This window comes from Pantoea sp. EABMAA-21, assembly GCF_030053335.1.
Lineage (GTDB): Bacteria > Pseudomonadota > Gammaproteobacteria > Enterobacterales > Enterobacteriaceae > Pantoea > Pantoea communis.
The window spans coordinates 145,722-171,576 of the sequence record NZ_JASGBX010000007.1; the positions used below are offsets into that span (position 1 = coordinate 145,722).

The 25,855-nt window shown below is 54.9% G+C and carries 28 protein-coding genes; 10 read left to right on the plus strand and 18 right to left on the minus strand.

Annotation, left to right across the window (positions count from 1 at the left end):
* The 6 genes from QMZ65_RS12625 to QMZ65_RS12650 form a co-directional block, all read right to left on the minus strand.
* The gene (locus QMZ65_RS12625) at positions 1–1,371 is read right to left on the minus strand and encodes an amidase (protein ID WP_283216099.1); all 1,371 of its coding nucleotides are present in this window, start codon (positions 1,369–1,371) and stop codon (positions 1–3) included.
* Complete coding sequence (locus QMZ65_RS12630) at positions 1,364–1,567, minus strand: hypothetical protein (RefSeq protein ID WP_283216100.1); 204 nt, start codon at positions 1,565–1,567, stop codon at positions 1,364–1,366. Before QMZ65_RS12630 ends, QMZ65_RS12625 begins: the two co-directional genes overlap by 8 nt.
* A 66-nt stretch (positions 1,568–1,633) precedes the next feature.
* Positions 1,634–2,641 (minus strand): ABC transporter substrate-binding protein, encoded by a 1,008-nt coding sequence (locus tag QMZ65_RS12635; RefSeq protein WP_283216101.1) that lies wholly within the window; start codon positions 2,639–2,641, stop codon positions 1,634–1,636.
* A gap of 2 nt (positions 2,642–2,643) precedes the next feature.
* Positions 2,644–3,486, minus strand: coding sequence for an ABC transporter permease (locus tag QMZ65_RS12640; protein ID WP_034822437.1), 843 nt, complete (start codon positions 3,484–3,486; stop codon positions 2,644–2,646).
* A gap of 12 nt (positions 3,487–3,498) precedes the next feature.
* Positions 3,499–4,281 (minus strand): ABC transporter ATP-binding protein, encoded by a 783-nt coding sequence (locus tag QMZ65_RS12645; protein WP_034822435.1) that lies wholly within the window; start codon positions 4,279–4,281, stop codon positions 3,499–3,501.
* Positions 4,274–5,191 (minus strand): carbon-nitrogen hydrolase family protein, encoded by a 918-nt coding sequence (locus tag QMZ65_RS12650; RefSeq protein ID WP_097117672.1) that lies wholly within the window; start codon positions 5,189–5,191, stop codon positions 4,274–4,276. Before QMZ65_RS12650 ends, QMZ65_RS12645 begins: the two co-directional genes overlap by 8 nt.
* A gap of 133 nt (positions 5,192–5,324) precedes the next feature.
* Here QMZ65_RS12650 and QMZ65_RS12655 point away from each other — a divergent pair, with 133 nt between their 5' ends.
* Together QMZ65_RS12655 and QMZ65_RS12660 are read left to right on the plus strand one after the other, a co-directional pair.
* Positions 5,325–5,984: a helix-turn-helix domain-containing protein gene (locus QMZ65_RS12655; RefSeq protein ID WP_034822430.1), complete on the plus strand. Its 660-nt coding sequence runs from the start codon at positions 5,325–5,327 to the stop codon at positions 5,982–5,984.
* Positions 5,985–6,056: 72 nt separating this feature from the next.
* A complete protein-coding gene (locus QMZ65_RS12660; RefSeq protein ID WP_097117671.1) occupies positions 6,057–6,515 on the plus strand; it encodes an OsmC family protein in 459 nt (152 codons plus the stop codon).
* On the opposite strand, the gene QMZ65_RS12665 is transcribed toward QMZ65_RS12660, so the two are convergent.
* The gene (locus tag QMZ65_RS12665) at positions 6,516–7,601 is read right to left on the minus strand and encodes a diguanylate cyclase (protein ID WP_283216102.1); all 1,086 of its coding nucleotides are present in this window, start codon (positions 7,599–7,601) and stop codon (positions 6,516–6,518) included. It abuts the gene before it with no gap.
* A gap of 275 nt (positions 7,602–7,876) precedes the next feature.
* On the opposite strand from QMZ65_RS12665, the gene QMZ65_RS12670 reads away from it, so the two are divergent.
* Positions 7,877–9,160 carry an MFS transporter gene (locus tag QMZ65_RS12670; protein WP_283216103.1) on the plus strand — a complete coding sequence of 428 codons (1,284 nt, stop codon included), beginning with the start codon at positions 7,877–7,879 and terminating at the stop codon, positions 9,158–9,160.
* Positions 9,161–9,166: 6 nt separating this feature from the next.
* Here the strand turns inward: QMZ65_RS12670 and QMZ65_RS12675 are convergent, their stop codons facing one another.
* The 3 genes from QMZ65_RS12675 to QMZ65_RS12685 form a co-directional block, all read right to left on the minus strand.
* Positions 9,167–11,002, minus strand: a complete 1,836-nt coding sequence (locus QMZ65_RS12675; RefSeq protein ID WP_097117668.1) for a methyl-accepting chemotaxis protein — start codon at positions 11,000–11,002, stop codon at positions 9,167–9,169.
* A gap of 137 nt (positions 11,003–11,139) precedes the next feature.
* Positions 11,140–11,781 carry an aspartate/glutamate racemase family protein gene (locus tag QMZ65_RS12680; RefSeq protein ID WP_283216104.1) on the minus strand — a complete coding sequence of 214 codons (642 nt, stop codon included), beginning with the start codon at positions 11,779–11,781 and terminating at the stop codon, positions 11,140–11,142.
* 117 nt (positions 11,782–11,898) lie between these two features.
* Positions 11,899–12,810 carry a LysR family transcriptional regulator gene (locus tag QMZ65_RS12685; RefSeq protein ID WP_283216105.1) on the minus strand — a complete coding sequence of 304 codons (912 nt, stop codon included), beginning with the start codon at positions 12,808–12,810 and terminating at the stop codon, positions 11,899–11,901.
* Between the two features lie 111 nt (positions 12,811–12,921).
* Between QMZ65_RS12685 and QMZ65_RS12690 the strand changes: the two genes are divergently transcribed.
* On the plus strand, positions 12,922–13,362 hold the full coding sequence (locus tag QMZ65_RS12690) for an ester cyclase (RefSeq protein ID WP_283216106.1): 441 nt from the start codon (positions 12,922–12,924) through the stop codon (positions 13,360–13,362).
* Between the two features lie 196 nt (positions 13,363–13,558).
* Complete coding sequence (locus QMZ65_RS12695) at positions 13,559–14,482, plus strand: formyltransferase family protein (RefSeq protein ID WP_283216107.1); 924 nt, start codon at positions 13,559–13,561, stop codon at positions 14,480–14,482.
* Positions 14,483–14,516: 34 nt separating this feature from the next.
* Here QMZ65_RS12695 and QMZ65_RS12700 read toward each other — a convergent pair whose 3' ends face one another.
* A complete protein-coding gene (locus QMZ65_RS12700; protein WP_097117664.1) occupies positions 14,517–15,566 on the minus strand; it encodes an NAD(P)-dependent alcohol dehydrogenase in 1,050 nt (349 codons plus the stop codon).
* 110 nt (positions 15,567–15,676) lie between these two features.
* On the opposite strand from QMZ65_RS12700, the gene QMZ65_RS12705 reads away from it, so the two are divergent.
* Positions 15,677–16,108, plus strand: coding sequence for a winged helix-turn-helix transcriptional regulator (locus QMZ65_RS12705; protein WP_097117663.1), 432 nt, complete (start codon positions 15,677–15,679; stop codon positions 16,106–16,108).
* On the opposite strand, the gene QMZ65_RS12710 is transcribed toward QMZ65_RS12705, so the two are convergent.
* Positions 16,050–16,874, minus strand: a complete 825-nt coding sequence (locus QMZ65_RS12710; protein WP_097117662.1) for a helix-turn-helix transcriptional regulator — start codon at positions 16,872–16,874, stop codon at positions 16,050–16,052. The genes QMZ65_RS12705 and QMZ65_RS12710 overlap by 59 nt on opposite strands.
* Positions 16,875–16,977: 103 nt before the next feature.
* On the opposite strand from QMZ65_RS12710, the gene QMZ65_RS12715 reads away from it, so the two are divergent.
* Entirely contained in the window at positions 16,978–17,868 is an 891-nt protein-coding gene (locus QMZ65_RS12715; RefSeq protein ID WP_097117661.1) for an SDR family oxidoreductase, read from the plus strand.
* Here QMZ65_RS12715 and QMZ65_RS12720 read toward each other — a convergent pair.
* Entirely contained in the window at positions 17,853–18,767 is a 915-nt protein-coding gene (locus QMZ65_RS12720; RefSeq protein ID WP_097117660.1) for a LysR family transcriptional regulator, read from the minus strand. The genes QMZ65_RS12715 and QMZ65_RS12720 overlap by 16 nt on opposite strands.
* Before the next feature lie 102 nt (positions 18,768–18,869).
* Between QMZ65_RS12720 and QMZ65_RS12725 the strand changes: the two genes are divergently transcribed.
* Positions 18,870–20,045, plus strand: coding sequence for an MFS transporter (locus QMZ65_RS12725; protein WP_097117659.1), 1,176 nt, complete (start codon positions 18,870–18,872; stop codon positions 20,043–20,045).
* Positions 20,046–20,121: 76 nt separating this feature from the next.
* Here QMZ65_RS12725 and QMZ65_RS12730 read toward each other — a convergent pair whose 3' ends face one another.
* Entirely contained in the window at positions 20,122–20,943 is an 822-nt protein-coding gene (locus QMZ65_RS12730; protein ID WP_097117658.1) for a Cof-type HAD-IIB family hydrolase, read from the minus strand.
* 137 nt (positions 20,944–21,080) lie between these two features.
* On the minus strand, positions 21,081–21,719 hold the full coding sequence (locus QMZ65_RS12735) for a TetR/AcrR family transcriptional regulator (protein ID WP_217992807.1): 639 nt from the start codon (positions 21,717–21,719) through the stop codon (positions 21,081–21,083).
* An 81-nt stretch (positions 21,720–21,800) separates the two neighbouring features.
* Between QMZ65_RS12735 and QMZ65_RS12740 the strand changes: the two genes are divergently transcribed.
* Positions 21,801–22,472 (plus strand): O-methyltransferase, encoded by a 672-nt coding sequence (locus QMZ65_RS12740; RefSeq protein WP_097117656.1) that lies wholly within the window; start codon positions 21,801–21,803, stop codon positions 22,470–22,472.
* Positions 22,473–22,504: 32 nt separating this feature from the next.
* On the opposite strand, the gene dksA is transcribed toward QMZ65_RS12740, so the two are convergent.
* A complete protein-coding gene (dksA, locus tag QMZ65_RS12745) occupies positions 22,505–22,924 on the minus strand; it encodes an RNA polymerase-binding protein DksA (protein WP_097117655.1) in 420 nt (139 codons plus the stop codon).
* 72 nt (positions 22,925–22,996) lie between these two features.
* Here dksA and QMZ65_RS12750 point away from each other — a divergent pair, with 72 nt between their 5' ends.
* The gene (locus tag QMZ65_RS12750; RefSeq protein WP_097117654.1) at positions 22,997–23,224 is read left to right on the plus strand and encodes a hypothetical protein; all 228 of its coding nucleotides are present in this window, start codon (positions 22,997–22,999) and stop codon (positions 23,222–23,224) included.
* Between the two features lies 1 nt (position 23,225).
* On the opposite strand, the gene QMZ65_RS12755 is transcribed toward QMZ65_RS12750, so the two are convergent.
* Together QMZ65_RS12755 and zigA are read right to left on the minus strand one after the other, a co-directional pair.
* A complete protein-coding gene (locus QMZ65_RS12755; RefSeq protein WP_097117931.1) occupies positions 23,226–24,416 on the minus strand; it encodes a CobW family GTP-binding protein in 1,191 nt (396 codons plus the stop codon).
* Between the two features lie 185 nt (positions 24,417–24,601).
* Positions 24,602–25,813 carry a zinc metallochaperone GTPase ZigA gene (gene zigA / locus QMZ65_RS12760; protein WP_283216108.1) on the minus strand — a complete coding sequence of 404 codons (1,212 nt, stop codon included), beginning with the start codon at positions 25,811–25,813 and terminating at the stop codon, positions 24,602–24,604.
* Positions 25,814–25,855 lie beyond the last annotated feature (42 nt).

Below are 25,855 nucleotides of genomic sequence, written 5' to 3' on the forward strand. Positions count from 1 at the left end.
TCACGCACGTAGCCGGGTTGGCGTTTGCAGATGATAATCGTGCTCCTGTTGGAATCGACGCGCGAAAGCGAGCAGTTTGCGCTCAGCGCCATCACGTCCGATGAGCTGCATGCCAATGGGCATCCCTGCATGATCAAACCCGGCCGGCAGACTGATAGCGGGCAGTGCTGACAGACTTGCCAGCGCGTTGTAACGCATGTTGCCGGTCAACACGTTCTCTTCGCGGTCTCCCATTTGAATCGCTTCCAGTCCTTTATGCGGTGCGGTAAACGGCAGCGTCGGCACCAGAATCACATCCACCTGATTCAAATGCTGCAACAACTGCTGGCGTAAACCGGTGCGGAAACGTTGTGCCTGCAGATACTCCACTGCGGTAATGGCGAGTCCCGCTTGCAGCAGCTTACGCACATCCGCACCGTATTCTTGCGGACGGTCAGCAAGCCAGGCGGCGTGCAATGAAGCCGGTTCCGCAAGGTTGATCAGCACTAGCGCATTCACCGCCTGCTCAAGCCCGGTCAAACTCAGCGTTTGGCAACGCGCGCCCGCCGCACTCAACCACTGCACCATTTGATCATAGGCAGTCGCGACATCAGGCTGTACCTGCTGATGCACATCAGCTAGCAAGCCAATACGCAATCCGGCCAGTTCCGGTAATGCTGTCAGCGGCTGTGTTTTGCCGTCGAGCACATTAAACAGCACTTCACACTCTTCGGCATAACGAGCCAGCGGCCCAACGGTATCAAGACTGGTGGCGAGAGGAAAAATGCCCTCCGTGGAGAGTCGGCCCACGCCCGGGCGCAAGCCGGTGATCCCGTTCATCGACGCCGGTAAACGAATCGATCCCCCGGTATCGGTGCCCAACGTTGCCAGCGCACTGCGTACCGAGGCGGCGACCCCCGAACCGCCGCTGGAACCGGCAGGAATGCGGGCATCATCCCAGGGATTGCTGCTGGCACCGTAGTGCGGATTGTTGGTGGTACCGCCCCAGGCGAACTCATGCATATTGGTGCTGCCGATGATTAACGCGCCCGCCTGCTTCAGACGCTGCACGACCACCGCATCACGCTGGGCGATATTGCCACTGAGTATCTGACTGCCCGCGTGCATCTCTTCACCGGCCAAATCGATATTGGCTTTGATGGCAATCGGCATGCCATGCAGCGGGCCCAAATCATAACCCTGTTCCAGCAAGCGCTGGCTGGCTTTGGCTGCCTGGCGTACCTGATACACATAGACTTCATTGAACGCATTGAGATCGCGCGTGGTTTCTTCACGCGCCAGACAGGCTTCGACCAGCTCTGGCACGCTGGTCTGCCGTGTGCGCAACTGCTGTGCCAGCGTCAGCATTGAGGCATCGATTAACTCACTCATGAGGCAACTCCAGCGGCGGATGCAGCGATGAAACCCACGCGTTTGCCGGCAGCAACGTTGGCGCGAAATGTTGCGCAGCAAAGGCGCTAACGCCCGCCGCACGCGCTTCACAATCGGTAAGCAGGTGTTCCAGCTCAACCGCATCAGCCGCGCAATGGCGCTGTATCAATGCCAGTCGAAGTGTCAGTACATCCATAATCAATCCTCTTTATATGCGGGCGCACAGCGGTACGCCCGTAACCTGGCGACAGTCGGTGAAGGCTTATTTATCGCCCATCGCATCGACCGCTTCTTTGGCCTTAGTCGCCAGCGTCGTGTTCACGTTGTTCTGATATGACGTGGCTTCAGAGGGATAGGCTTTGATGTTTTTGGCATACAGCGCGATGTTCATGTTGTTATCCCAGGCCTTCTGCGACACCAGCACGTTCTCCGGATAGCCTTTGGCATCGATTTCACGCTGCACTGCGGTTTTCACCACCTCCTCGGGCAACGCCGGGAAGTATTTACGTGCAATGGTCACCGACTCAGCCGGATGCTTGTAGATAAAGCGTGAGGCCTGTTCAAAGGCGGTCACGACGGCCCGCGCGGCCTGTGGATTCTTATCAATATATTGTTGTGTGGTCGTCAGGCTAGAGAAGGCAAACGGATACCAGGATTGCGCGGCTGAGAACGAATAAGCCACATGCAAGCCGTTCTGCTTTTCGGCCATGGTGACCTGTGGCTCCGCCGCTAACGCGTAATCTGCACGACCTGCCGCCACCGCCGGGATCTCATTGCCAATCGCCACATGCACCAGCTTCACGTCTTTGAGGTTGTTCTGTTTGATCAGATAACTCATAAACGCCCAGGTGGTATCAGGTTGCGGGCTGGTCACCACACGTTTGCCCGCGAGCAGTGACAAATTGTCCTGCAAAGAAGCCGCTTCTTTGCCGAAGATGAAGATGGTTGGCGCGTTCTGTACCCCGGCCACCACCACCCCTTTGCCGCCGTTTTCACGGGTTTTCGGCACAAACACCGGATCCTGAATCGAGAAATCTGCCGAGCCGCCAATCACCGCCGCCCAGGATTGCGCCCCGCCGCCACCGGTGCTGATTTTCACATCAACGCCCTGCTGTTTAAAAAAGCCCTGCTCCTGTGCCACATACAACGGCAGATAGAGCAGCGATTGAAACGCCTGGTTGATGCGCACTGGCGTGTCAGCCGCGTGCGCACTCACCAGAGAAGCCAGACAAACTGCGGCAGAGATCGTAGCTAAACGGAATTTTTTCATGATTATTTCCTGTCCCAGGAGAGAATGAGGCGTTCAATAAATGCCACCAGCGCGTTGAAACACAGCATCATCAGCATGACCAGCACGATGCCAGCCAGCACAATGTTCATACCGAAATTGGAACTCCCCAGCAGGATCATATGACCCACGCCGCTATCCGAAGAGATGTATTCACCGACGATGGCACCGACCAGCGCGAAGCCAACGTTAAGCCGTAAGCCCGACAGCACCCACAACATCGCGGATGGCACCACCAGCTTGAAGAAAATGGTGCCGCGTCCGGCGTTGAAGGATCGCAGGAGGTTGATGAGATCGGGATCGGTGCGCATCGCGCCTTTATAAGAGGTGGTCAGTGACACCACCACGCAGGAAAACGCCACAATCACCACTTTGGAAAGCATCTCCGTGCCGAACCAGATGATGGTCATCGGCGCAATCGCCAGTACCGGAATTGAGCCAATCGCGGCGATAAACGGCGCGGCAAGGTCAGAGATAAAGCGCGAGTACCACAGCAGCAACCCCAGGATAGAGCCGCCAATCGCGCCCACGGCAAACCCCACCAGGGTTTCAACGGCGGTGACGCGCACATCGGTCACCATTTCACCGGACTGAAAGCGCTGGACCAGCACCTCCCATACCTGCGAGGGGCTGGAGAACAGGAAGGCGTTGATGTTGCCACTGCGCACACCGAGCTCCCACCCTCCCAACAGCAGCACCACAATCGCCACCTGTAAGAACAGCAGCGTGTAGCGACGTGCGTTAGCTGAGCGGAAAAAGGTTTCTCGCGAACTGCGATTTGCCGTCGCCGCAACCGTAGGGCGTGTAGACACTGAGTTCATTGTCATGTCGTCCTCTCGTTAGTTAACCGGCTCAGGCTGAATGCCGATGCTGCGCCAGATATGCTCGTAATACTCATTGAAACGCGGCGACAGGCGGCGTTCGGGTATCGACAGGCTATCCGTGCCGAGATCGACCTCAATCTCCTGCACAATTTCACCGGGGCGCGCTTTCATCACGTAAACACGATCCGACAGCGTGACCGCCTCTTCGATATCATGCGTAATGAAGATCACCGTCTTGTGCTGCTCTTTCACCACACTCAGCAATTCACTTTCCAGCGAGATTTTGAGCGGGTAGTCCAGCGCCTTATAAGCCTCATCCATCAGGATGATTTCCGGGTTGGTGACCATGGTGCGCATCAATGCCACACGCTGTTTCATGCCGCCGGAAAGCTGCGACGGATACTTCTGCTCGTAACCGGTCATTTTGTAGAGTTCGAACAGTTCACGCGCTTTGGCTCGCGCCTGTGCTTTGGGCATGCCGCGCACTTCCAGACCGAGGATCACGTTGTCGATCACCGTACGCCACGGGAACAGCAGGTCTTTTTGCAGCACATAACCGAGTTCCGGTGACGGCGTGCCGGTGGTTTCGCGATTCTTCAGCAAAATGCTGCCGCTGTCGGGCATTAGCAGCCCGGTGATGATGTTGAACAGCGTCGATTTGCCGCAGCCGCTGGGCCCGACAAATGAGACGAATTCATTGCGATTGGCATGGAAGTTGAGGTTGCGCAGCACCGTCACCTCACCCTCCGGCGTGGGATAGCTTTTGTGGATGCCAGCGGCTTCCAGAACTTTACTCATGGTTTTCCCCCAAAGGTCGCGCGTGGCGATTGTGAACCGTCAACGGCGAAGGCGGGGCCTGCACCGCAACGTAATCTTTCAGGAAGTGATAGCCGAGATAGTCGCTGCTGCGGGCGCGCAGGATGGCGGACTGCACCTCGACGCGGGCAATCGCCATGCCTTCCGTGGTGCCACTGTCAGCCACGATATTTCCCAGCGGATCGATAATGCGGCTGTGGCCGTGATAGTGAAGATTGCCGTGCTGGCCGCACAGATTGGATTCGATCATCCAGCATTGATTTTCCAGTGCGCGCACACGGCCAAACAGCGTGTAGCTATCCACCATGGGATCGGCATCGCCTGCACTGCCGTCTCCGGCATAGCCCCATGCGGTGGGCATGATCATGATGTCCGCGCCTTTCAGCGCCAGCTCGCGAGTGCTTTCCGGGAACACTTTGTCGTAGCAAATCAACATACCAATGCGGCCAATTGGCGTGCTGAACACCGGAAAATCGCTGCCAGGATAGTAGACGTGCTTCTCATCGCCCGGCTGATGCACTTTGCGATACACGCCGAGCAAACCGTCTGGCCCCAATAGCACCGCACTGTTAAACAGTACTTCGGCACGTTCAGGATGGCGCTCGGTCATGCCGAAAACCACATGCAAGCCCAGTTGCGTGGCGAGCTTTTGCATGGCCTGCACGCTCTCACCTTCGGTCACCACTTCGGCTTGCGCCATTTGCCACGCCACCGCTTCGCCGTTCCAGTTGAGCGTATCCGGCAGATAGCCTTGTAAAACCTGCTCCGGAAACACCACCAGGTCGGCACCTTCCTGTGCTGCCTGTTCCATCCAACTCAGCAGGTTGTTGAGGTTGCGGGCTTTATCGTAAAACGCGGGCAGTGTAATGCTGGCGATGGTGGTTATGTTCATAGCAGCTCCCAGAAGTTTTCTTTTAAACTGCTACTCTGCTCACATTTAGACCAATACAATTTTCTTATGTGATAATTTTTATCATATGTGAGAAATTAACTGTCCAGTTCACTTAGCAGAAGAATCATTGCCAATGAAAACCACCCGACAGCATGAAGCCTCCGGGCTGGGCGCCGCCTTAACCGGCGAACAAGATTTTGGACTGCGAATCAAAACGATACGTCAGGCGCGAGAATTGACGCTGGAGCAGGTCGCCGAGTTGAGTGGCGTGTCGATTTCGACACTTTCGAAGATTGAAAAAGGCCAGGTGTCCGCTTCATTCGATACCATTGCCAAGATTGCCAGCGCGTTTGATTACTCTCTGGCCGAACTGTTCGCCGAAGAGTTGCCCCTGCCTTCGGTGGCGAGCACCGCCATTCAGGGCCGCCGCACTTACACATTGGCCGGTAAAGGATTGGCCTTTACCAACCCCTATTTTCGTTATGAAGTGCATGCCGCTGAACTGCTGGTGAAAGGGATGATTCCGGTGGTGATGGGAATTGAGACGCGCGAGTTGCCGCCGCCGGAAGCCTGGTCTCAGCATGCCGGTGAAGAGTTCATTTATGTTTTGTCAGGCGAAGTGATGTTGCATACGCAGCTCTATGCACCGCTGCGGCTGGCACAAGGTGACAGCGCTTACATCGACAGTACGATGCGCCATACCTTTGTACGGCTAAGTGATGAAGCCGCCAGCCTGATCTCTATTTGTCAGACTGAAACGCTGGATATTGAGGATTTGACGCGCGGTGGCTGATCAGAGCCTTCCCGCCACGCCAGCAAACACAGTAAACTGACCGCCGATTACCCCACAAAAGGAACTTCAGCTATGGCACGGGAACACCACTATCAGGTCACGGTCCGCTGGACCGGCAATCGCGGCACCGGCACCTCCTCTTACACCGCTTACGATCGTAACAGTGAGATGCTGGCAGACGGCAAACCCATAATGCCTTTGAGCGCCGATCCGGCATTTCGTGGCGATGCCACGCGCTGGAATCCTGAAGAGTTATTGCTGGCTTCGGCCTCCGCCTGTCACAAACTGTGGTATTTGCACCTGTGCGCGGACGCGGGAATTGTGGTGGAAGCTTATGAGGATGCCGCGGAAGGCACCATGGTAGAAGGGGCTCGGGGTCGTTTTACGCAAATCACGCTGAAACCGCGCATTACGCTGCGCGATCCGGCAGATGCGGATCGCGCGCTTGAGTTACATCACCAGGCACATGAGGCCTGTTATGTGGCCAATTCACTCAACTTCCCGGTGAACTGCGAACCGACGTTTGCCTGATCAGGCGGCGCCGGCCAACGGTGGTTGCGGCGGGACCCACAGCCGCACACCATTTCGTCCGGCGCGTTTTACCTCGTATAACGCTTCATCTGCATGGCGTAACCAATGGCGCAAGGACTCGGCGTTGGCGGCTGAAGCAATGCCGATACTCACCGAGCAGCGAAACTCCGCCGACGCTGGCAGGCGCACCTGAGCGATTTTTTCCTTTAAGCGATTTGCCAACGCTACCACCGTCTCATCGGTCGCATGGTGCACGATCACGCCCAGCTCATCACCGCCGAAACGCGCGGGAATATCCTGCAATCCCACATGATTACGAAGCAGTGCCGAAATCTCTGCCAGTAAAAAATCCCCGGCTTCGTGGCCCCAGGTATCATTCACCGACTTGAAGTAATCAAGATCCATCAGCAGCAGATAGCCCGCGCTGTCGCCACGACGCGTACTCAGGAATTCGCTCTCCAGACGACGTTCAAACAGACGCCGGTTAGGGATCTCCAGACCAGGGTCCATTAACGCAATACGCTCCAGTTCACGGTTTCGTTTACGCAATTGCCAGGTCAAATTGTAGGACGTCACGCTCAATACCAGCATATAGCAGGTTGCCAACGGCAATGTCAGCCAGACGCTTTGCGCACTGAATGTGAGATTGACACCCGCGCCATCCACCAGCCAGACCATAACGAAAGCGCAGAGGAAAGCCTGCATGGCAGCGATTAACTGCGCTGCGCCTCCTGCCGCATAACGATCCGAGACCAGCACCGCCATAATGATAAATGACGGCAACGGGCTAAGCGCCATCAGCGCCACCCAAATACCGCCAAATGCCGCGTCCAGCGTTAAGTTATGCCGTTCGGTGCCGGTGGCGTCTTCGGCACGCAATGCCCGGCGATAAGCCACCCACGGCCAGATAAATGCATTGATAAATAACAGGGCGCTGAACGCCACTCCGCGATGCATCTCCATCAATACCGAGAGAATCGGGAAGAAACATAAAATTGTGCCAAGCTGGCGCATGATAAACATACGACGAACGAAGCGCTGTGAACGCCGCTTCAGATGGCTATCATCAGGTGAGTAATAATTCATTCACTGGAAAAGTCTGATCGACAAGAAAAGCAGTTTAACGGGAAAAGGGGATAGCAGGTCGGAATATTTTAAGAATATTTACCTTGTGCTGAGGCAATAGTGCAAAAACCCTTCGTTATGCTGAAAAGTCCGGCAAACATCAGCATTGAATAGCGCCCTTTCACATTAAAACTTTGAACCCACAGCGATTTTCAGCAGCAGATTAGCGCCAGCGGTTGTCACACCAACGGCTTGCCCGCAGGATGTTCACTGCCCCCTGTTGATAGGAAAACGTCATGTCTCTTTCTGCGGCACACAAGCGCGTGCTCATTGCCGGATCCGTTGGCAATTTTATTGAGTGGTATGAATTCGCCGTTTACGGTTTTATGGCCACGCTGATGGCTAAAAACTTCTTCCAGCTTGAGGGCGAAAGTGCCCTCACCAGTCTCATCCTGACCTATGCGGCATTTGCCGTGGCCTTCTTTTTTCGTCCTTTAGGCGCGGTAGTGTTCGGCAGGCTGGGCGATCGTTATGGGCGCAAACCGGTATTGATCGCTGTGTTGATATTGATGACGCTCGCGACCGCTGCGATCGGTCTGGTGCCGGTTTATGCCTCCATTGGCGTTGCTGCACCGCTGCTGATTACCGCGTTACGCATCCTGCAAGGGTTGTTCGCAGGTGGAGAGTACGGCGGCGCAGTGTCACTGATGACGGAATTTGCACCTCCGGGCAAGCGCGGCTTTTACGGAGCATGGCAGTCTCTGACCGTAGCGTTTGGATTACTGGCGGGCGTGGCCGTGGTGGCGGTTTTGCCGTTGCTCATCGGAGACGCAGCCATGATTGACTGGGGCTGGCGCATCCCTTTCCTGCTCGCACTGCCTCTTGGCGCGATTGCACTTTGGCTACGGTCGGGCTTAGAGGAGTCTCCACAGTTTGAGCAAGCAACAAATGCAGAAAGCGCGTCGGTCAGTGCCACTGTACGCGCCATTGTGCTGGGGATCGGACGACTGATGGTGTGGTCCGCAGCGGGCTATACCTATCTGGTGATCATGCCTACCTATTTGCAGGCAGCGCTGCATACCGGCTTCAATCAGGCGCTGCTGATTGCGGTGATCTCGAATCTCGGCTTTGCGGCGACTATCCTGCCTGCGGGTATCCTGAGCGATCGCGTAGGACGACGCACAGTGATGTTACTGGCGACCTTCTTGTTGCTGGTGCTGGCATTCCCGCTGCTGAAAGTATTGCAGGACCCACTAAACGGCTTGCTGATCAAAGCGGCGGTGGTGTTTGTGGCCGGGGCATTGGTCGGCATGCTTGCAGGGCCGGGGCCCGCGATGTTGGCGGAGATGTTCCCGACGCGCGTGCGCTACACCGGGCTTGGGTTAGCCTACTCGCTGTCGAATGCGCTGTTTTCTGGCTGTGCGGGGCTGATTATTACCGGATTGATGAAGCAGACGGGTAATGCGGATATTCCGGCATGGTATGTAATGGGCACAGCGCTGGTGAGCTTTGTCGCGCTGTGGACATTGAATAAAGACGATCATAAAAAGAAGGCGGCCATCAGGCCGCCCCATCCTTGAACAAACTTAACGCCCCGCTCCCTGCAAGCGGAACTGCGCGACCAACCGCTCTAACATCATCGCTTGTTCTTCCAGCGAGTTTGCCGAATGCGAGGATGCGCTCACCAGCGTGGCGTTTTGCTGGGTAGTGGTATCAAGTTCACCTACCGCGCGAGCAATTTGCTCAATGCCACGGCTCTGCTCATCGGAAGCAGCAGAAATTTCCTCCATGATCTCATTCACGCGCGCAATGCTACCGAGAATTTGATCCATGGTTTCGCCAGCACGCGCTACCTGCTGATGCCCGTTGCTGATGCGGCTCACCGACTCACTGATCAACTGTTCGATGTCTTTCGCTGCACCGGCGCTACGCTGTGCCAGGTTGCGCACTTCACTGGCGACCACGGCAAAACCACGCCCCTGCTCACCGGCTCGGGCCGCTTCGACCGCCGCGTTCAATGCGAGAATATTGGTCTGGAAAGCGATGCTGTTAATGACGGCAGTAATGTCGGCAATTTTCTTCGAGCTGTCGGAGATTTCCCCCATGGTGCTGACCACATCGCGCACCGCTTTACCGCCCTGATTCGCATTGTGTGAAGCTTCTGCGGCAATCTGGCTGGCCTGCCGCGCGTTCTCGGCGTTATTTTTAACGGTAGCCGTTAACTGCTCCATGCTGGCAGCCGTTTCCACCACCGCCGCCGCCTGCTGCTCGGTACGTGATGACAAATCGAGGTTGCCCTGATTGATCTCGCTAGCGGCTTGCGACACGCTGCTGACGCTATGCAACACATCGCCAATCATACTGCGCAGACGGTCGTTCATCCGCCCCATCGCCGAGGTCAGCTTGCCGAGTTCATCATGACGATCGGTGGTAAACTGCGAGCTTAAATCGCCGCTGGCAATGCGCTCCGCCAGCTCAAGATTGTGGAATACCGGACGCGTAATCTGACGGATGATGTACCACGCTACCAGTACGCCAAACAGAATCGCCAGCCCCCCAATCAACAGGGATAGCGTTGCTGAACCGTTCGCCAGTTCATCATTGCGCTCCTTGACGATAGCAATGATCTTTTTGATCGCCGCACTGCTCTTATCACCCGCGACTTTTACCGTGTCTTCTGACGCACGCAGCTGACCATAGCTGTCCGCCGCTTGCAGGCTGAGATCTTTAAAGCGTTCGGTATCCTGCCACAGCGCGGTAAATCCGCCCTGCTGTTCTGGTGGCAGCTGAGCCAACAAGGCTTTCATACCCTGATCGGCCTGCTGGAAATGGGTTTGCAAGGTATTGCGCAGGGTATCGGAGACATTGAAGCGCAGCGCCCAGGCTTCTTCACGCACGTTGCTAATGGCGAAGAGCTGTTCATAGATCTGATTGGTCAGTTCTGGATTGGTCACTGGCGTGCGGATCAACTGCATATAGCGCGAGGTCATGTCTTGCTGGCTCAGGGAATCGAGCTGTGCTCGCTGGCTATTTAGCTGCTGCGTGGCTTGCGTCATCGCGCCAATACTGTTTTGGAAGCTGGCGAGATGAGTATCCAGTTCATCCACCAGCGCGCGGGCATTGTCTGTCCAGGAGAGTTGTTTAGCCTCGCGATTCAGTTGCTGTGCATGAGCGACGTATTCGGCCATCACCTTGCCGGATTTATCATCACCATACAGGTATTTGAGGCGGTTAATTTTGGCCTGGAACACCTCAATGTTGATGTCGTAGATCAGATTGGTTTTCTGATAGATGTCATGAATCGCATTGAAACGCTGCACGCTGATGCCGGTGGCTAATGCCACTAACAGCAACACGATGCCAAATCCTGCTGACAATTTTCGGGTGATGCGTACATTACGTAAACGGGATACCAGCCCCATGTTCCCTCTCCTGCGAATGTTGTTTTTGTAAATTCTGGTAAGGGAGTTATCGGAGCGAGGCGGGATTTGTTTATCGCGGAGATCACAAAAAAACGATTACAGGATGTTATGCGCCGCCGGGCAGCGGCGCGAGCAGGTTATCGCGCGGATTGCGGGGCTAACTGGCTGATAAACAGGCCTGCCGCACTCACCGCATCCACCGCCACTTTCCTTAACTGCTGGCGAATGCTGTCGCCTAGCGCGATGGTGGAAAAACCGGTGCATGAGAAGGCGATGACTTCAATGCCATCGCGATAAAGACTATCCGCACAGGCCAGGGCGCTGGCGCGACCTTCTGCGCTCAGCAAGTCCGTGGTGTTCAGCACCCCTTCCGGACGCGCGTAGCGCACGGATTCACCCAGCAACTGACGGAAAGGCGCCGGGGCCGCCGCGCCAATCCCCATCACCGCGACAGGACGCTTGAGCATACGCGCAATGCTTGCCGATGCCGAACCGGCGCTGATGACGGGAATCGATACGGCATCGCGCAATGCCGCAAGGCCAGGATCGGCGGCGCAGCTGAGAAACAGCGCATTGCAGCCGTCGGACTCTAATTGCCGCCCGAGCGTAACGATCTTAGGCACCGCCAGCGATTCACTGGCATCATCAAAAATCCCGTTGTGCTGATCGGGGATCGCCCGGCTAATTGAGTTGATAGCGTACTCCTGATAAATCAGCCGACCATGTTCTTCGACAAAGTGCTGATCTGGATGGGTTAATACGCGGATTATCCCCAGCATGGCTGTTACTCCTGGTCTGATGTTAAACAGGTTTGCAAAGTGGCCTGGTTTTTATTGTGTCGAGTAACATGGCAGGTTTATGCAAAAGCGGCAACACGTACCCGCCGCTGGTTTGATCTACAATGCTGCTCCTACTTCCGCGATCACACCGCGTAACCACTGATGCGCCACACTGTCCTGCGTCCTGCGATGCCAAAGCAGATCAAATGGAATCGAGGGCAGCGCCAACGGCGGTTCAAACATGATGATGTCGCCCTGGCTGGCTGAAGTGGTGCCCACGCGGCGCAGTACCGTTGCCACATAATCCGTTCCCGGTAAGAGCGCGGGCACGGTAAACATGGTGGGCAACGTCAGACTGATGATGCGCGCTAAACCTTGCTCTCGCAATTGTTGGTCCACCAAGCCGTAATGGTTGCCTTCCGGTGACACCAGGATGTGGCGCATTGAGAGAAACGCTTGCAGGTTCATGCCTTTACGCGCGGCTTCGTGGTCGCGCCCGACTAAGGTGACAAAGTCATCACGTAGCAATGGCTCGGAAAGAATTCGGTTTTCTGCTTTGGTTGGCGGTACGCCTACGGCAATATCAATCTTGCCCGCATCGAGTAGCGCCACAACCTCATCACGATCAATAAAATACCGCACATGAATCGTGCAATGAGGTGCCACTGCCGCCAGCTTTTTGGTTAACGCGGGCAGCAGCACATGCATCGGATACTCCGTCAATCCCAGGGTAAAACTGCGCTGTTTGGCTGTGGGATCAAAGACCTCTGCGGGCTTCATTAAATGACGCACATGCCCTAACGCATCGGCCACCGGTATCGCAATCTCCTGCGCTTTCGCCGTGGGCAACAAGCCTTCTGCGCTGCGGATAAAAAGCGGATCGTCAAAGACACGGCGCAAGCGAGAAAGCGCGGCACTCATCGCCGGTTGGCTTACGCCAGCCAGTGCCGCCGCTTTAGTGACGTTGCGCTCCAGCATTAAGGCATTGAATGCCACCAGCAAGTTGAGATCGAATCCTTCAAAATTCATATTTTGTATAATGCTCTATACCAATCATTTGTTGGATGGATAGTGTCAGATTCAGGAATACTGCACAAGCCGGTGAGATGCACCGCTAACTAATCCAATAAGGTTTCCAACATGTCTGCGACACAACCACTGAACCAACGCCTGCAAGCTGAACGTACTGCGGTAGAAAACCTCTATCGCGCTTTTAGTGACAAAAATCCCGATCTGCTGGATCTGGCGGTCACACAAGATTGGGATGACATCCCACTGGCGCCAGGTCAGGGGCCGGGTCCAGAAGGATTTAAGCCACTGCTGGCAGTTTTTATCGCCGCGTTCCCGGATATCAACATCACCGTGCACGACATGCTTCAGGAGCCTGGAAAGATTGCTGTGCGTGCAGAAATTACCGGTACGCACCAGGGTGAGTTTATGGGCATTGCGCCAACCGGTCGTCGCATTAGCGTGCGCCTGCACGAATTCCACTTGCTTAACGGCGAGCGCGTGACCACCACCTGGCATATGGAAGATTGGTTTGCCATGTTCCAGCAGATTGGGCAATTCCCAACTCCCTAAAAGAAGCACTGCAGATAGCGTATAACTCATGGCAGAAGTCCTCGGCATTGTTAGTCACTAATGACGCAGCGGAGAGTTAAGGACATAAACAAGCCTTTGACGAATTAACAGCGATCAACTGCATGGTTTAAGCCAGGCATAATCTTCCCCTACTATGCTAAGCACCAAACGTTAATCAGTGTTCACAGGCGGAAGAATGAAAGTCGTGTTATGTGCGTATCATGAGATGGGATGCGCGGCGCTGGAAAGTTTGCAGGAAGTGGGATTTGAAGTGGTGTGCGTGTTCACCCACGCGGGAGCCCATCAGGAAAATAGCTTCTTTGACTCGGTTGAAGCCATGGCGCTGCAGCAACAGATCCCGGTGTTTTGTCCGGACGATATCAATACGCCAGAATGGATTGCCAAAGTAGCGTCGCTGCAACCCGATGCGATTTTGACCCTGTCTTATCGACAAGCGCTCTCTCCTGCCATGATTGCCACCGCCAAAAAAGGCGCATTCAATGTGCATGCTTCGCTGCTGCCCGCCTATCGCGGACGTGCGCATCTCAACTGGGTGATTATCCGCAATGAGCGTGAAACCGGGGTGACGCTACATCGCATTAATGACGTGCCAGACGGCGGGCCAATTTTGGCGCAAAGCCGTGTCGCTATCACTGATGAAGATGAGGCGCTTTCATTACATCACAAACTGGTACGCACCACGCGTGAACAGTTGCCAAACTGGCTGCGCGCTCTGCGGGCGGGTAGTTTGATTGAACGCGTGCAGGATGAAAGTCTCGCCAGCGAACCGGGACAACGAAAGCCTGAGGATGGGCAGATTCACTGGCATCAGTCTGCCGATGAGATTCATGCTCTGATTCGCGGCGTTGCTTATCCGTGGCCTGGTGCGTATAGCCTGATGGGAGAACAGCGTTTTATCGTGTGGAAAAGCCGCGTGATTACCCAGTCGCATCAGCACGCAGCGGGCAGCATTATTTCCATCGATCCGCTGTATATCGCCTGTGGCGAAAATGTGCTGGAAATTGTCGCAGCGGGGTTATCGCATCACGACAATCTTAGTGCGGCGCAGCTCGTGCAGCACTTCTCACTGTGCGTGGGGATGCAACTGAAGTCATGTTGAGCTGGCGATTTCAGGCTGAAATCGCCAACTTTTATCACCAGCGGGTCGCTGCCATATCAATCACAAAGCGATATTTCACATCACCTTTCAGCATGCGCGCGAATGCATCTTCGACTGCTTCACCCGCAATCAATTCGATATCTGCCGTGATGTTGTGTTCGCCGCAGAAATCCAGCATCTCCTGCGTCTCTTTGATGCTGCCGATGGATGAGCCGCTGATGCTCAGGCGACGGAAGACCATCGGCGTGACGTCAGGTGCCTGATGCGGTTGTTCCGGAATGCCTACCAGCACCAAACGACCATTGGTTTTGAGCGTGGCGAGGTAGGGATCGAGATCGTGAGGCGCGGACACGCAGTCGATAATGAAATCGAGAGAGGTTCGCGCCGCTGCCATCTGTTCCGCATCGCGTGAGACCACCACGCGACTGGCCCCCAGGCGTCGCGCATCGGCACCTTTTTCCGGAGAGGTAGTGAACAGCGTCACTTCCGCACCCATCGCACTCGCCAGTTTTACCGCCATATGCCCAAGCCCGCCTAAGCCCACTACGCCGACTTTGTCGCCGGCCTGCACCTTGAAGTGACGCAGCGGTGACCAAACGGTGACGCCCGCACACAGCAACGGAGCAACGCCTGCCAGCGGCAGGTTCTGCGGCACTGACACCACAAAATGCTGATCGACCACCACATTCTGTGCATAGCCGCCCCAGGTGCTGTCGCCTGTGTGTTTGTCGATACCGTTATAGGTCGCGGTAAATCCGGCTTCGCAGTACTGCTCTTCCTGCTGCTGGCAGAAATGGCATTCACGACAGGAATCGACCATCACGCCGACACCCACCACATCACCGACCTTGAAGTTTGTGACCGCTGCGCCGGTTTCCCGCACGCGACCGATGATTTCGTGGCCCGGCACCAGCGGATAACGACTCACCGCCCATTCGTTACGTGCCATATGCAGATCGGAGTGGCACACGCCGCAGTACAGAATATCGATTTTAACGTCCTGCGGTTGCAGTGGACGCAGCGCGATCTGGCTGGATACTAAAGGTTTTGCCGCGTCGTGTGCGACTAATGCGTTGATTTTCATGGTGCCTCCGCAAGGTGCTGGCGTTATTGAGTTGAAGGCGGCAGACTATAGTCAACGTGGTGCAGAAATGATAGTAGTTACCTTTTGGTGACCATAGAGGAGTGACACTGATGCCAGCCTGGGTTGACGGCAAGCTGTTTTTTTATGCGGATTCCCCGCCGCGTCGCTTGATGGATTTGTTCTCGCTGAAGTGGAGCAGCATGGTGCTGCACGCGCTTTATCACTGGCCGGGACAGCGTGCGCGCACCGGCGAGTTGCAGCGCAGCCTGCAGGGAATTTCGAAGAAGATGCTGTTTCAAACATTAAAAGAGCTGGAGCAGCGCGGATTGATTGCCCGCCATGTGTATGACGTGATTCCACCGAAAGTGGATTACCGTTTGACGCCGCTGGGACAGACCTTTGCAGCCCCAATCGAACAGATGTACCAGTGGGGACTGGAGAATCAGGCGGCGCTGGATGCAATGGACGCCAACCTGCGCGCGGCTACGGACGTGCCATCAGACGCGCCACCGTCTCACGACCTCTCGGCAAGCGAGGATTAAACACCACCAGGCTCAGGCCGGGCTTACCCTCAACGGCGAAGGTGCTGTATTCGAGTTCCAGCACGCCTTCGTCCGGTAGCCACAGTTGCTTTATCCCTTCGCCATGCTGGCTCACTTCCTGCGATTGCCACAGTTGACGGAAGGTTTCGCTCATCGCGCTGAGTTCTTCCACCAGCGTGCGCACATGCTCGCTGGCACCGGTACGTGCTACGTCGGCACGGAAATTCGCCACCATGTTACGCGTGACCTGATGCCAATCCGGCAGGCGTTTTTTCATCTCTTCGTTGCTGAACATCATTAATAGAATATTGCGCTGTTCCGGCGGCAGTTGGGCGTAATCCACAAATACTTTGGTCGCCGCATGGTTCCACGCCACCACCTGCCATTCAGCGGTTTTCACCAGCGCGGGCGTGTGCGTCATGCTATCCAGGACGCGTTGCAACGAGGGTGAAACATCCACGCCCGCCTGCCAGGTGACGCCCGGCAAACGATTCTGCGCCAGCAGAAAAAGGTGGTCGCGCTCGGCGGCACTTAGCTCCAACGCTTTGGATAACCGTTCCAATACCTCTTCGGAGGGCGCACCACCTCTGCCCTGCTCCAGCCAGGTGTACCAGGTGGTGCTGACGCAGGCGCGCACCGCCACTTCTTCCCGACGCAATCCGGGCGTACGACGCCGCAGCAACGGATAGCCGAGTTTGCCAGCATCCAGTCGCTGACGTCGTTCACGCAGGTAGTTGCCGAGCAGATTGTCGTCTTGTTGGGTCATGGCGTTATCCTGTTAGTGCCTATACCTGTATAAGCTCACGACTTTTCGCCGCGCCGCAGACTTTTATCATAGTGCTTCAACAGCCAGAAATAGGAGTACGAATATGCGACTTTTTGTGACCGGCGCAAGCGGCTTTATCGGTTCGGCCATTGTGAAAAAACTGCAGGCACGCGGCGTGGACGTGCTTGGACTGGCACGCAGTGACGCGTCAGCAGAGAAACTGCACCAGCAGGGAGTCCAGGTGATGCGCGGCGATTTAGAAGATATTGCCAGCCTGCGTAGCGCCGTTGAACAGAGTGACGGTGTGATCCATGCCGGCTATATCCATGATTTCAGCCGCATGGATCACGCAACGACTATCGATCAGCAGGCAATTCTGGCGATGGGTGAAGTACTTGCCGGGTCAAACCGTCCGCTAGTGGTGACCACCGGTACTGCATTGGTCTCGCCAGGACGTCTCGCGGTTGAGCAGACTCAACCGGTTTCCGGCGGCCATCCTCGTTCCGACTCCAACATCGCCGCACTCGCGCTGGCGGATAAAGGGGTGCGCGTCTCGCTAGTGCGTCTTCCGCCCACGGTACACGGCGCAGGCGACCACGGCTTTGTGCCGATGATCATTAATATGGCGAAAGAGAAGGGTGCGGCGGTGTATATCGGGGATGGTGCGAATCGCTGGCCTGCGGTGCATCGTGATGATGCGGCGGAGTTATTCTGCCTCGCCGCAGAGCACGCCGAAGCCGGCACGATTTTGCATGCGATTCAGGAAGGAGGCATCCCATTTCGTCAGATCGCCGAAACCATTGGTGCAGGTTTGTCTCTGCCGGTAAAAAGCCTGAGCATGGAAGAAGCGAAAGAGTGGCTGGGCTGGATGGCGTTCTTTGCTTCCATTGATAATCCGGCTTCCAGTGAATGGACACGTCAAACATTTAACTGGCAGCTCACCGGACCGGGACTGCTGCAGGATATGCGTGAGGCGGGCTATTTTTCGCGTTGATTCCGCACCGCCTCTTGCAGGAAATCAATAAACGCGCGGCTTCTTGCGGGAAGAAAACTCCGTTCCTGGTAGAGCAGCGCAATCTCAAGGGGTGCGGGAGCGAGTTCAAGCTCAATCACTTCTAACTGCCCACTTCGAATATAAGGCTCACAAGCCTGCGCTGAAAGGATGGCAAACCCGATGCCTTTCAGTGCAGCTTGCATCGCCATCTCACCACTGTCGACACGGAAAGGACTCAGCACATTGATGTGTCGAAATCCTTTGCCAGTGGTTATAAATTGCCACGCTTGCCCCTGAAGTGCACTTACGGTGGTGATGCAGGGCAGAGCCAGCAATTGTTCTGTATGCGTTGGTCTGGTGTATTTTTGCAGTAAAGTCGGCGCCGCAACAATCTGGCAGGGCAATGAAGCCAGCGGCCGGGCTATGACATCACTGCTGGCGCGCGTGCCGCGACTGATATCAATGACAACATCGCAGTCATCCCACAGTGCCTCTGCTCCCTGCAGGCTGGTAGTACAATGGAGTTCAATTCTGGGATATCGCAGTGCAAAGTCAGCCAAAAGATTGCCGAAAATCACCGGCCCGACTCCATTTGGTAAACATACGCGTAGCAGCCCTTCCGGCTCAGTTTGTGCGTGGCTTAATCTGGCTTCCGTCTCATTCACCGAGTCCAGCAGTGGTCGCATGCTGTCAAAAAACATCTGCCCTGCTTCAGTAAGCTTCATTTGACGCGTACTTCGCTGTATGAGTCGCATCCCTAATCGTTCTTCCAGCTGCGAAATCTGGCGACTCACATTCGATGCAGGCATTTTCAAGGCACGCGCGCCGCCGATAAAACTGCCCTTCTCTGCAACGGTGACGAATACCCGCAAAACATTTAAATCGATTCTACTGCGCATCGATTATCCCATTTTTGATAATTAATCCTCTCACTTTATCGCTCTAATCATAATGATGCACGGGCAATAGACTAGGCCTCCTGTAACTTAATGGAGCAAACTATGCCTGTCCTCACTCCGCAATCAGGTTCATTCGCTGTGATCCGCATCGCTGTGATTATCGCTTTTGTTCAATTCACGAATGCCCTCGAATACATGATGTTTAATCCGCTGTTTGCCTACATGGCGTCTCAATTTTCAGTGCCTGTCACTTATGCAGGTTATGTCACGGGGACTTACACCCTGGGTTCAGTGCTATCCGGGTTATGTATTTGGAAATGGATTGACCGCGTTAACGCCAAACGGTTTTTACTGTGGAATATGGCGCTTTTAGGCGCTCTGACGGTGCTGATCACCTTCACGAGCGATTATACCCTGCTGCTGGTTCTACGATTTATGGCGGGCTTAGTGGGAGGAACAACCATGGGTGTGGGGATGAGTTTATTAATCAGCCTCGCGCCAGCGGCATTACGAGCACGGATGATTGCCACCGTCATTGCCGCTTTCTCTGTGGTCAGCATTGCAGGGATGCCGACCATGCTGTTTTTGAGCACACATTTCGGCTGGTATAGCGCAACGAGACTCATTGGTTTGCTGTGCCTGATAGCTTTGCTTCTTATTGCCGGGTTTATTCCTGATGCCCCGCGCAAAATCGCCCCTAAATCATCGATAACAATGACGCCAGAATGGTTGTTTTTCGCCAGCGGGAACGCCATCGCGCAATTCACTCCTATGCTCATCATTCCTGCTTTAGTGCCTTTATTGACCCAACACATGCAGGCTGTGAGCGCCTCGCTGCCCATGCTGTTCTTCATCGGTGGCATCGCTGGGTTGATGGCGACAAAGCTTACCGGAAAACTATTGGCTCACTGGTCCAGCTACACCTTAGCCGTTGTCTCAACGCTGATATTACTGGTCAGCATGCTGCTTCCCATGACAGGTTTGCATGCCAGCGCATTATTCATGGGGCTGTTTCTGAGCGGGGCTTACGGACGATTGGTGGTGGTGTCGTGTGTGACGACGAGATTTCCAAATGAGGCCAGTCGGGCTGGTTTCCTGTCCCTGCAAACGGCGCTGATGTCATTGAGTACCACCCTCGCCTTTTTTGTTTCGGCCATGACTTTTGAGATAGCAGCCCCACTACCCATCATATTCTGGGTGCTGGTTGCCGGCAGCGCATTACTCTTGCCACCGCTGATTAAGAGGATGGAAAAAAGGTTAGCGAGACGTGAGGCCTGAGGTGATAAAGGTAGCGGCAGAATCGATCGCCCAGCTAAAAGTTTAGCTCTGGCTCGATAAACTCTGCCGCGAGGGATTAGCCAAACGGCTCTTCGCGTGCCAGCAAGCGTGCTATCACGTTAAGCGCACCTTCGTCGTTATTGCTGTCGGTTTTATAACGCGCAACAGCGGCCACGGGCGCGGCGGCATTGGCCATCGCAAAGCTGTAGCAGGCCTGACGCAGCATTTCGAGGTCGTTAGCACTGTCGCCAATGGCCAGCACTTCGCAATCGTCGATGCCCCATTTTTCCTGCAGCAGCGCGATGCCGTGCGCTTTGTGGCAGCCAGGAATGATCAGATCGACAAAACCAAAGCCGCTGGAGACCGGATGCATAATGTTTTCAATCGCGCCCAGTTCTTTGTGCAGACGATCCATCAGGGCATCCACCCCTTCGTGGGCCAGATTCAGCGAAAACTTAAAGATGGTGTCATCGATATCGTACAGATTGTCGCGCTTTTCCAGCCGATGATAGTGATTCGCCAGCATCGCAATCACTTCCTCCGGCATTGAGGTGTGCACATAAGCGCCATTGCGACCGCACACCACGGTGCTGATATCCGGCTCTTTAGCCAGAATATCCAAAATTTGATGGACGCGTTCTGGTGCCAGTTCGCCGCAGAAGATCTCTTCATTGCTGTCTGACACCCAGGCACCGTTCTCGGCGACAAAGGCGATTTCATCTTTGATATCCGGGAAGTAGCGTTGTAACTGGTAATACTGATTGCCACTGGCGACCACAAAACGAACGCCTTTCTCTTTCAACAAGGCGTACTGGCGCGCGAATCGTTGAGCGTTGTACTGTTTGTTGTCATCGAGAAAAGTCCCATCCATATCCACCGCAATCATTTTTACTGCCATCTTACTCTCCCGTATCGTTTGACCAGCATTCCATCCAGCTGTGAAAAGGTTTTCATAGAGCTTACTCGCGGTGTGGATTAATGAGAATGGTAATAATGAGATTGTTAACCGCTTTCAGAGATTTCCAGTGCCATCTTTTACTGCAAATCCGCCCCTTTTTCCCTGATCCAGACACAGAACATCTCTGCCATGTCCTTTGCGTAGTCGAGAATCTCCGCCTCAGTGCGCGGCGTTTCGGAAAAATGTTTGCCCACGTTACCCAGTGTGCTGTTGATCAGGTCCGCAGCGCGCAGACGTTGATTCTCTTCCAACTGGGGCAATAACTCATACAGGAAGTCACTCATCACGTTTTCACCCGCCGCGCGCGCGGCTGCCACTTCCGGTGCATCACGGTATAACGGCGCTGCATCGTTAAGTGCGGTCCGCATTGCCGCTTCTTCACACTCTGAGTGCAAGAAAGCCAGCGTGAGTTGGTGCAGACGTTCACCCGCAGGCACATCCTGATTGCGCAGGATCGATCCTAAAAGATCGCCGGTACGTTGCCATTCCTCACTTTGTAAGCGGAAAAGGATAGCCGCTTTATTGGGAAAGTATTGATACAGCGATCCAATACTGACACCCGCCCGTTCCGCCACACGTGCGGTGGTAAACCGCGTGGCGCCTTCCTGTTCCAAAACCTGAGTAGCCGCTTGCAATATCGCGGAAACCAGCTCGCTGGAGCGGGCTTGCTTCGGCCTTTTTCTCTCTGAAATCTTAGCGTTACGGGGTTCAGCCACCTGATGCTCCTGAACACGAATAGTGAAATGCGAATGATTCATCGTATTCTGTTCGCACAGATTAATCCACGGAGAATCATCATGACGACCTTAACTTCCGCGCCATTGGCGCCGCTGCTTAACTACCTGTTCGAACTGGCCGACAATATGGCGCATCCGACCAATGAAGCCTTCCGCGTGATGTCCGATGAAGAGCAAAATCGCCTGTTGCAGAGCAAAACAGATTATCTCGAACTCTATGGTCATCTGAAAAATGTGCCACTAGCGGTGTCGCGTGAAACCGGCAAGTTGCTGTACATGCTGGCACGCAGCAGCAAGGCGCAGTCGATAGTGGAGTTTGGCACCTCCTTTGGGATTTCAACGCTGCATCTCGCGGCAGCGTTACGCGATAACGGCGGCGGAAAGATCATCACCAGTGAATTTGAGCCGGGAAAGGTGGCGCTGGCGCGCAATCATTTTGCCGATGCGGGCGTAAGTGATTTGATTGAAGTGCGCGTGGGTGACGCGCTGCATACGTTGAGCCGCGACCTGCCTGCTGCCATCGATATGCTGGTGCTCGATGGCGCCAAGGCAATTTACCCTGAGATACTGGCGCTGGTTGAACCACATTTGCGCCCTGGTGCGCTGATCGTCGCCGATGATGCGGATTTCAGCCCCGAATATCTCGAACATGTGCACAGCGGGCGTGGCTATCTGTCGCTGCCTTTTAACGACGGCGTTGAAGTGTCAATGTGGCTCGGACGTTCACAGTAATCAGCACCCAGAGCCTGTGCTCTGGGTGATTTTTATTTCCGATACTGCGCTTCGACCCGTTCCTGCTTGATCTTGGCATCAATGGAGAGTTCTGCGGTGGGGCGGAGCAACAGACGAGCCAGGCCAATGGGATCGCCCGTATCACGACAGTAGCCATATTCGCCTTGATGGATGCGCTGCACTGCCGCATCAATTTTTGGTAGCAGCCGACTTTCACGATCGATCTGGCGAAACAACAAGCGCAGTTCTTCTTCGCGTATCGCTTTGTCCGCTTCATCCCCTTGCTGTTCACTGCGTTGCAGCTGCGTTTTCAGGTAGTCGATATGTTCGAGCAGTTCCTGCCGCTCAAAACGCAATAAGCGCAAAAAATACTCACTCTGGTGAGGATTCATATACTCTTCTGGCGGCATACTGAGAAGGTTTTGCTGCTCGGCTGCTGTGGGTTTGGTCATGTTGAAATTCCTTAACAGCTTCGTGTTAATGTTATATCGTCACATTTCAAATCATTCATTGAGGTTGCTGCGATGAAGACTACTGTTCCTCTGTTGCTTATCGCCATAGCATCGGCAAAAGCAGGTGCCTTTCAGGCAAAGATTGATACGTTAAAACTGGCGCAAAAGCCGGATACCGCAGTGGCCAACGTCGATTTGACGCAGCCTCTGGCGACGGCGGAAGTGCATGCGGCGCTGTTAAAGCCCGTATTCGGCTGCCAGTGTCCGTTCTGTACGCAAATGCGTGCGCTGGCGGGCTAACTCAGGCGGATACGCGCGCCACGCGCTGCGGCCAGGGATCGGCAAATTCGCCGCCACTTTGCCACCATGCAAGCTCCTCTTCATTAAGAAAGCAGCGTTTCAGGGCGACGGTAAAGGCTTTCACTTCATCCGGTTCACCAATTACCGTTAAACTGCAGCGCCGATCGCCAAATCGCCCCGGCATTTTTGCCACTGCCTGTTCGACCGCCGCGCGCTCCTCTGCAGTGAGCGGACTATCACGATGATTCAGAATTCCCGCTTTCCAGTAACTGATAAATTCCAGACTGATGCTGCCCGTGGCCTGATTCCACAACAGCGCTAGATCATCGCGCGTCGGCAACCAGAAAAAGCCTTTACTGCGATAGATGCCCGCGCCCATAAAGTGGTGGCAGGTATCCCACAATCGCTGCGGATGGAATGGACGATCGTCGTGAATCACTTCGGAAGTCATTTGCCACGCACCGGGATCAATGGCATCCACCTCATCCGCTAATTCTTCAATTAACTGCGCGACCCGCCCGAAATCGTAGGACGGCATCGCCATGAGTTCACTCAGAGAGAGATTTCCCCGCGATACCGCCATCACTGCCACATAGGGATTGAGTGGATGAATGGCCTGGGCAATGCGGGTAATGCTGGAAGACGGCAGCCGATCATTTTTAGTGAGCAGCAGATGGCTGCAAAACATGATTTGTTCTGCCAGCAGATTCTCGATGCGCCGCTCGTGACGAGTCAGATTGGCCTGCAAACGAGGAATCAGCGCTTCGCCCTGCTGGTAATCATCATTCAGCATCACGCTGTCGACCAGCGATAAGAATCCATTGAGTTGCACTTCAGCATGGTCGCGGAAATAACGCACCAGCGGCAACGGATGGCTGCTGCCCGAGGTTTCCAGCAGGATCAGATCCGGACGATGTGCGTTGAGCATCGACTCAAGTGCGGCATCGAGTTTTTCGATACCCGTTCGGCTGCTAATACTGTCGGCCGAGAGCGTAATGAAATTGTGTTTACTGGCGTTGACGATTTCAGTGTTGGCAATCAGCACGCCATCGACGTCCAGTTCGCTCATATCATTGACGATGACGCAGACTGCAAGTTGCTGTTTATGCGCCTGAACCAACAGACTTTTTAATAGCGTTGTTTTGCCTGCACCAAGAAAACCGTTGAGAATGGTGAGGGGGATTTTTTGCATCGTGACCTCTTGCTGCCGCACGTTGCGGCTGGGTTTGCCATCCATGGCGTCATGCCGTTCCGTTAAACCAGGTTCTGCCTAAGTACCCGCTGGGGAACTGCGCTTCGCTCAGGCAGAAATATGTGGCCGGGCGCTCAGTTCATTGCACCGTCAACGATCTGCCTGGTTCCTCGCGTTTATCTTCCTCAGTGAAACCAGGGTTCAAACGGGTCCGGATATTCGGCCCAGTTTTCCGGGCCCTGCGCCATCTCTTCGTCAGTCAGCAGCGCATGTTCCAGCTGGTTGCGCAGACGGGCTTCATCCATCTCAATACCAATAAACACGATTTCCTGACGCGCATCGCCAGTGCCTTCGACCCAGTTCTGCATGATGTATTCCAGCGTCTCGGGATCTTCCGGCCAGCGCTCTTTCGGCGCACTGGCCCACCACATGCCTGCTAAGCCCTGACGCGTCACGCCACCGGCCTGTGACCATGAACCGGCATAGCGTGGGCGGCTGGCGAGCCAGAAGAAGCCCTTAGACCGCACCACGCCTTTGAGATCGCCTTCAATGACGCTGGCGAAGCGGGTGGGATGGAAAGGACGACGCGCGCGGAACACAAAGTTGCGGATGCCATACTCTTCGGTTTCTGGCGTATGTGAACCGCGCAGTTCTTGCAACCAGCCGGGGGCTTGTGAGGCCGCATCAAAATCAAATAAACCGGTATTCAGCACTTCCTTCAGTGCAACCTTGCCAAACTCAGAGGTCACCACGCGTGCGCGCGGGTTGAGAGAATGCAATATCGCCAGCAAGCGGGCTTTTTCCGCTTCATCAATCAAATCGGTTTTGTTCAGAATCAGCACGTCGCAGAACTCAATCTGATCCACCAGCAGATCCACTACCGTGCGTTCATCTTCTTCACCCAGCGATTCACCGCGGGATTTGATGCTCTCGTTGGATTCGTAATCGCGCAGGAAATTGAAGCCGTCCACGACGGTCACCATGGTGTCCAGCGCAGCGACTTCTGACAGGCTCTGACCATCTTCATCGGCAAAGGTAAAGGTTTCCGCCACCGGCAGCGGCTCGGAAATACCGGTAGATTCGATCACCAGGTTATCGAAACGGCCATCTTTTGCGAGGCGATCGACCTCCAGCAGCAGATCTTCACGCAGCGTGCAGCAGATGCAGCCGTTACTCATCTCGACTAACTTCTCATCGGTGCGCGACAACTCCGCCCCGCCCTCACGCACCAGAGCGGCATCGATATTCACTTCCGACATATCGTTAACGATCACCGCCACGCGGCGACCTTCGCGATTGTTGAGAATATGGTTAAGCAGCGTGGTTTTGCCCGCGCCGAGAAAGCCGGAGAGGACAGTAACCGGCAACTTTTTAAAATTCGGGGATAATGATGACATTGCAACTCCTTCAACATGACAAGTGCAGGTGCGGTGACATGC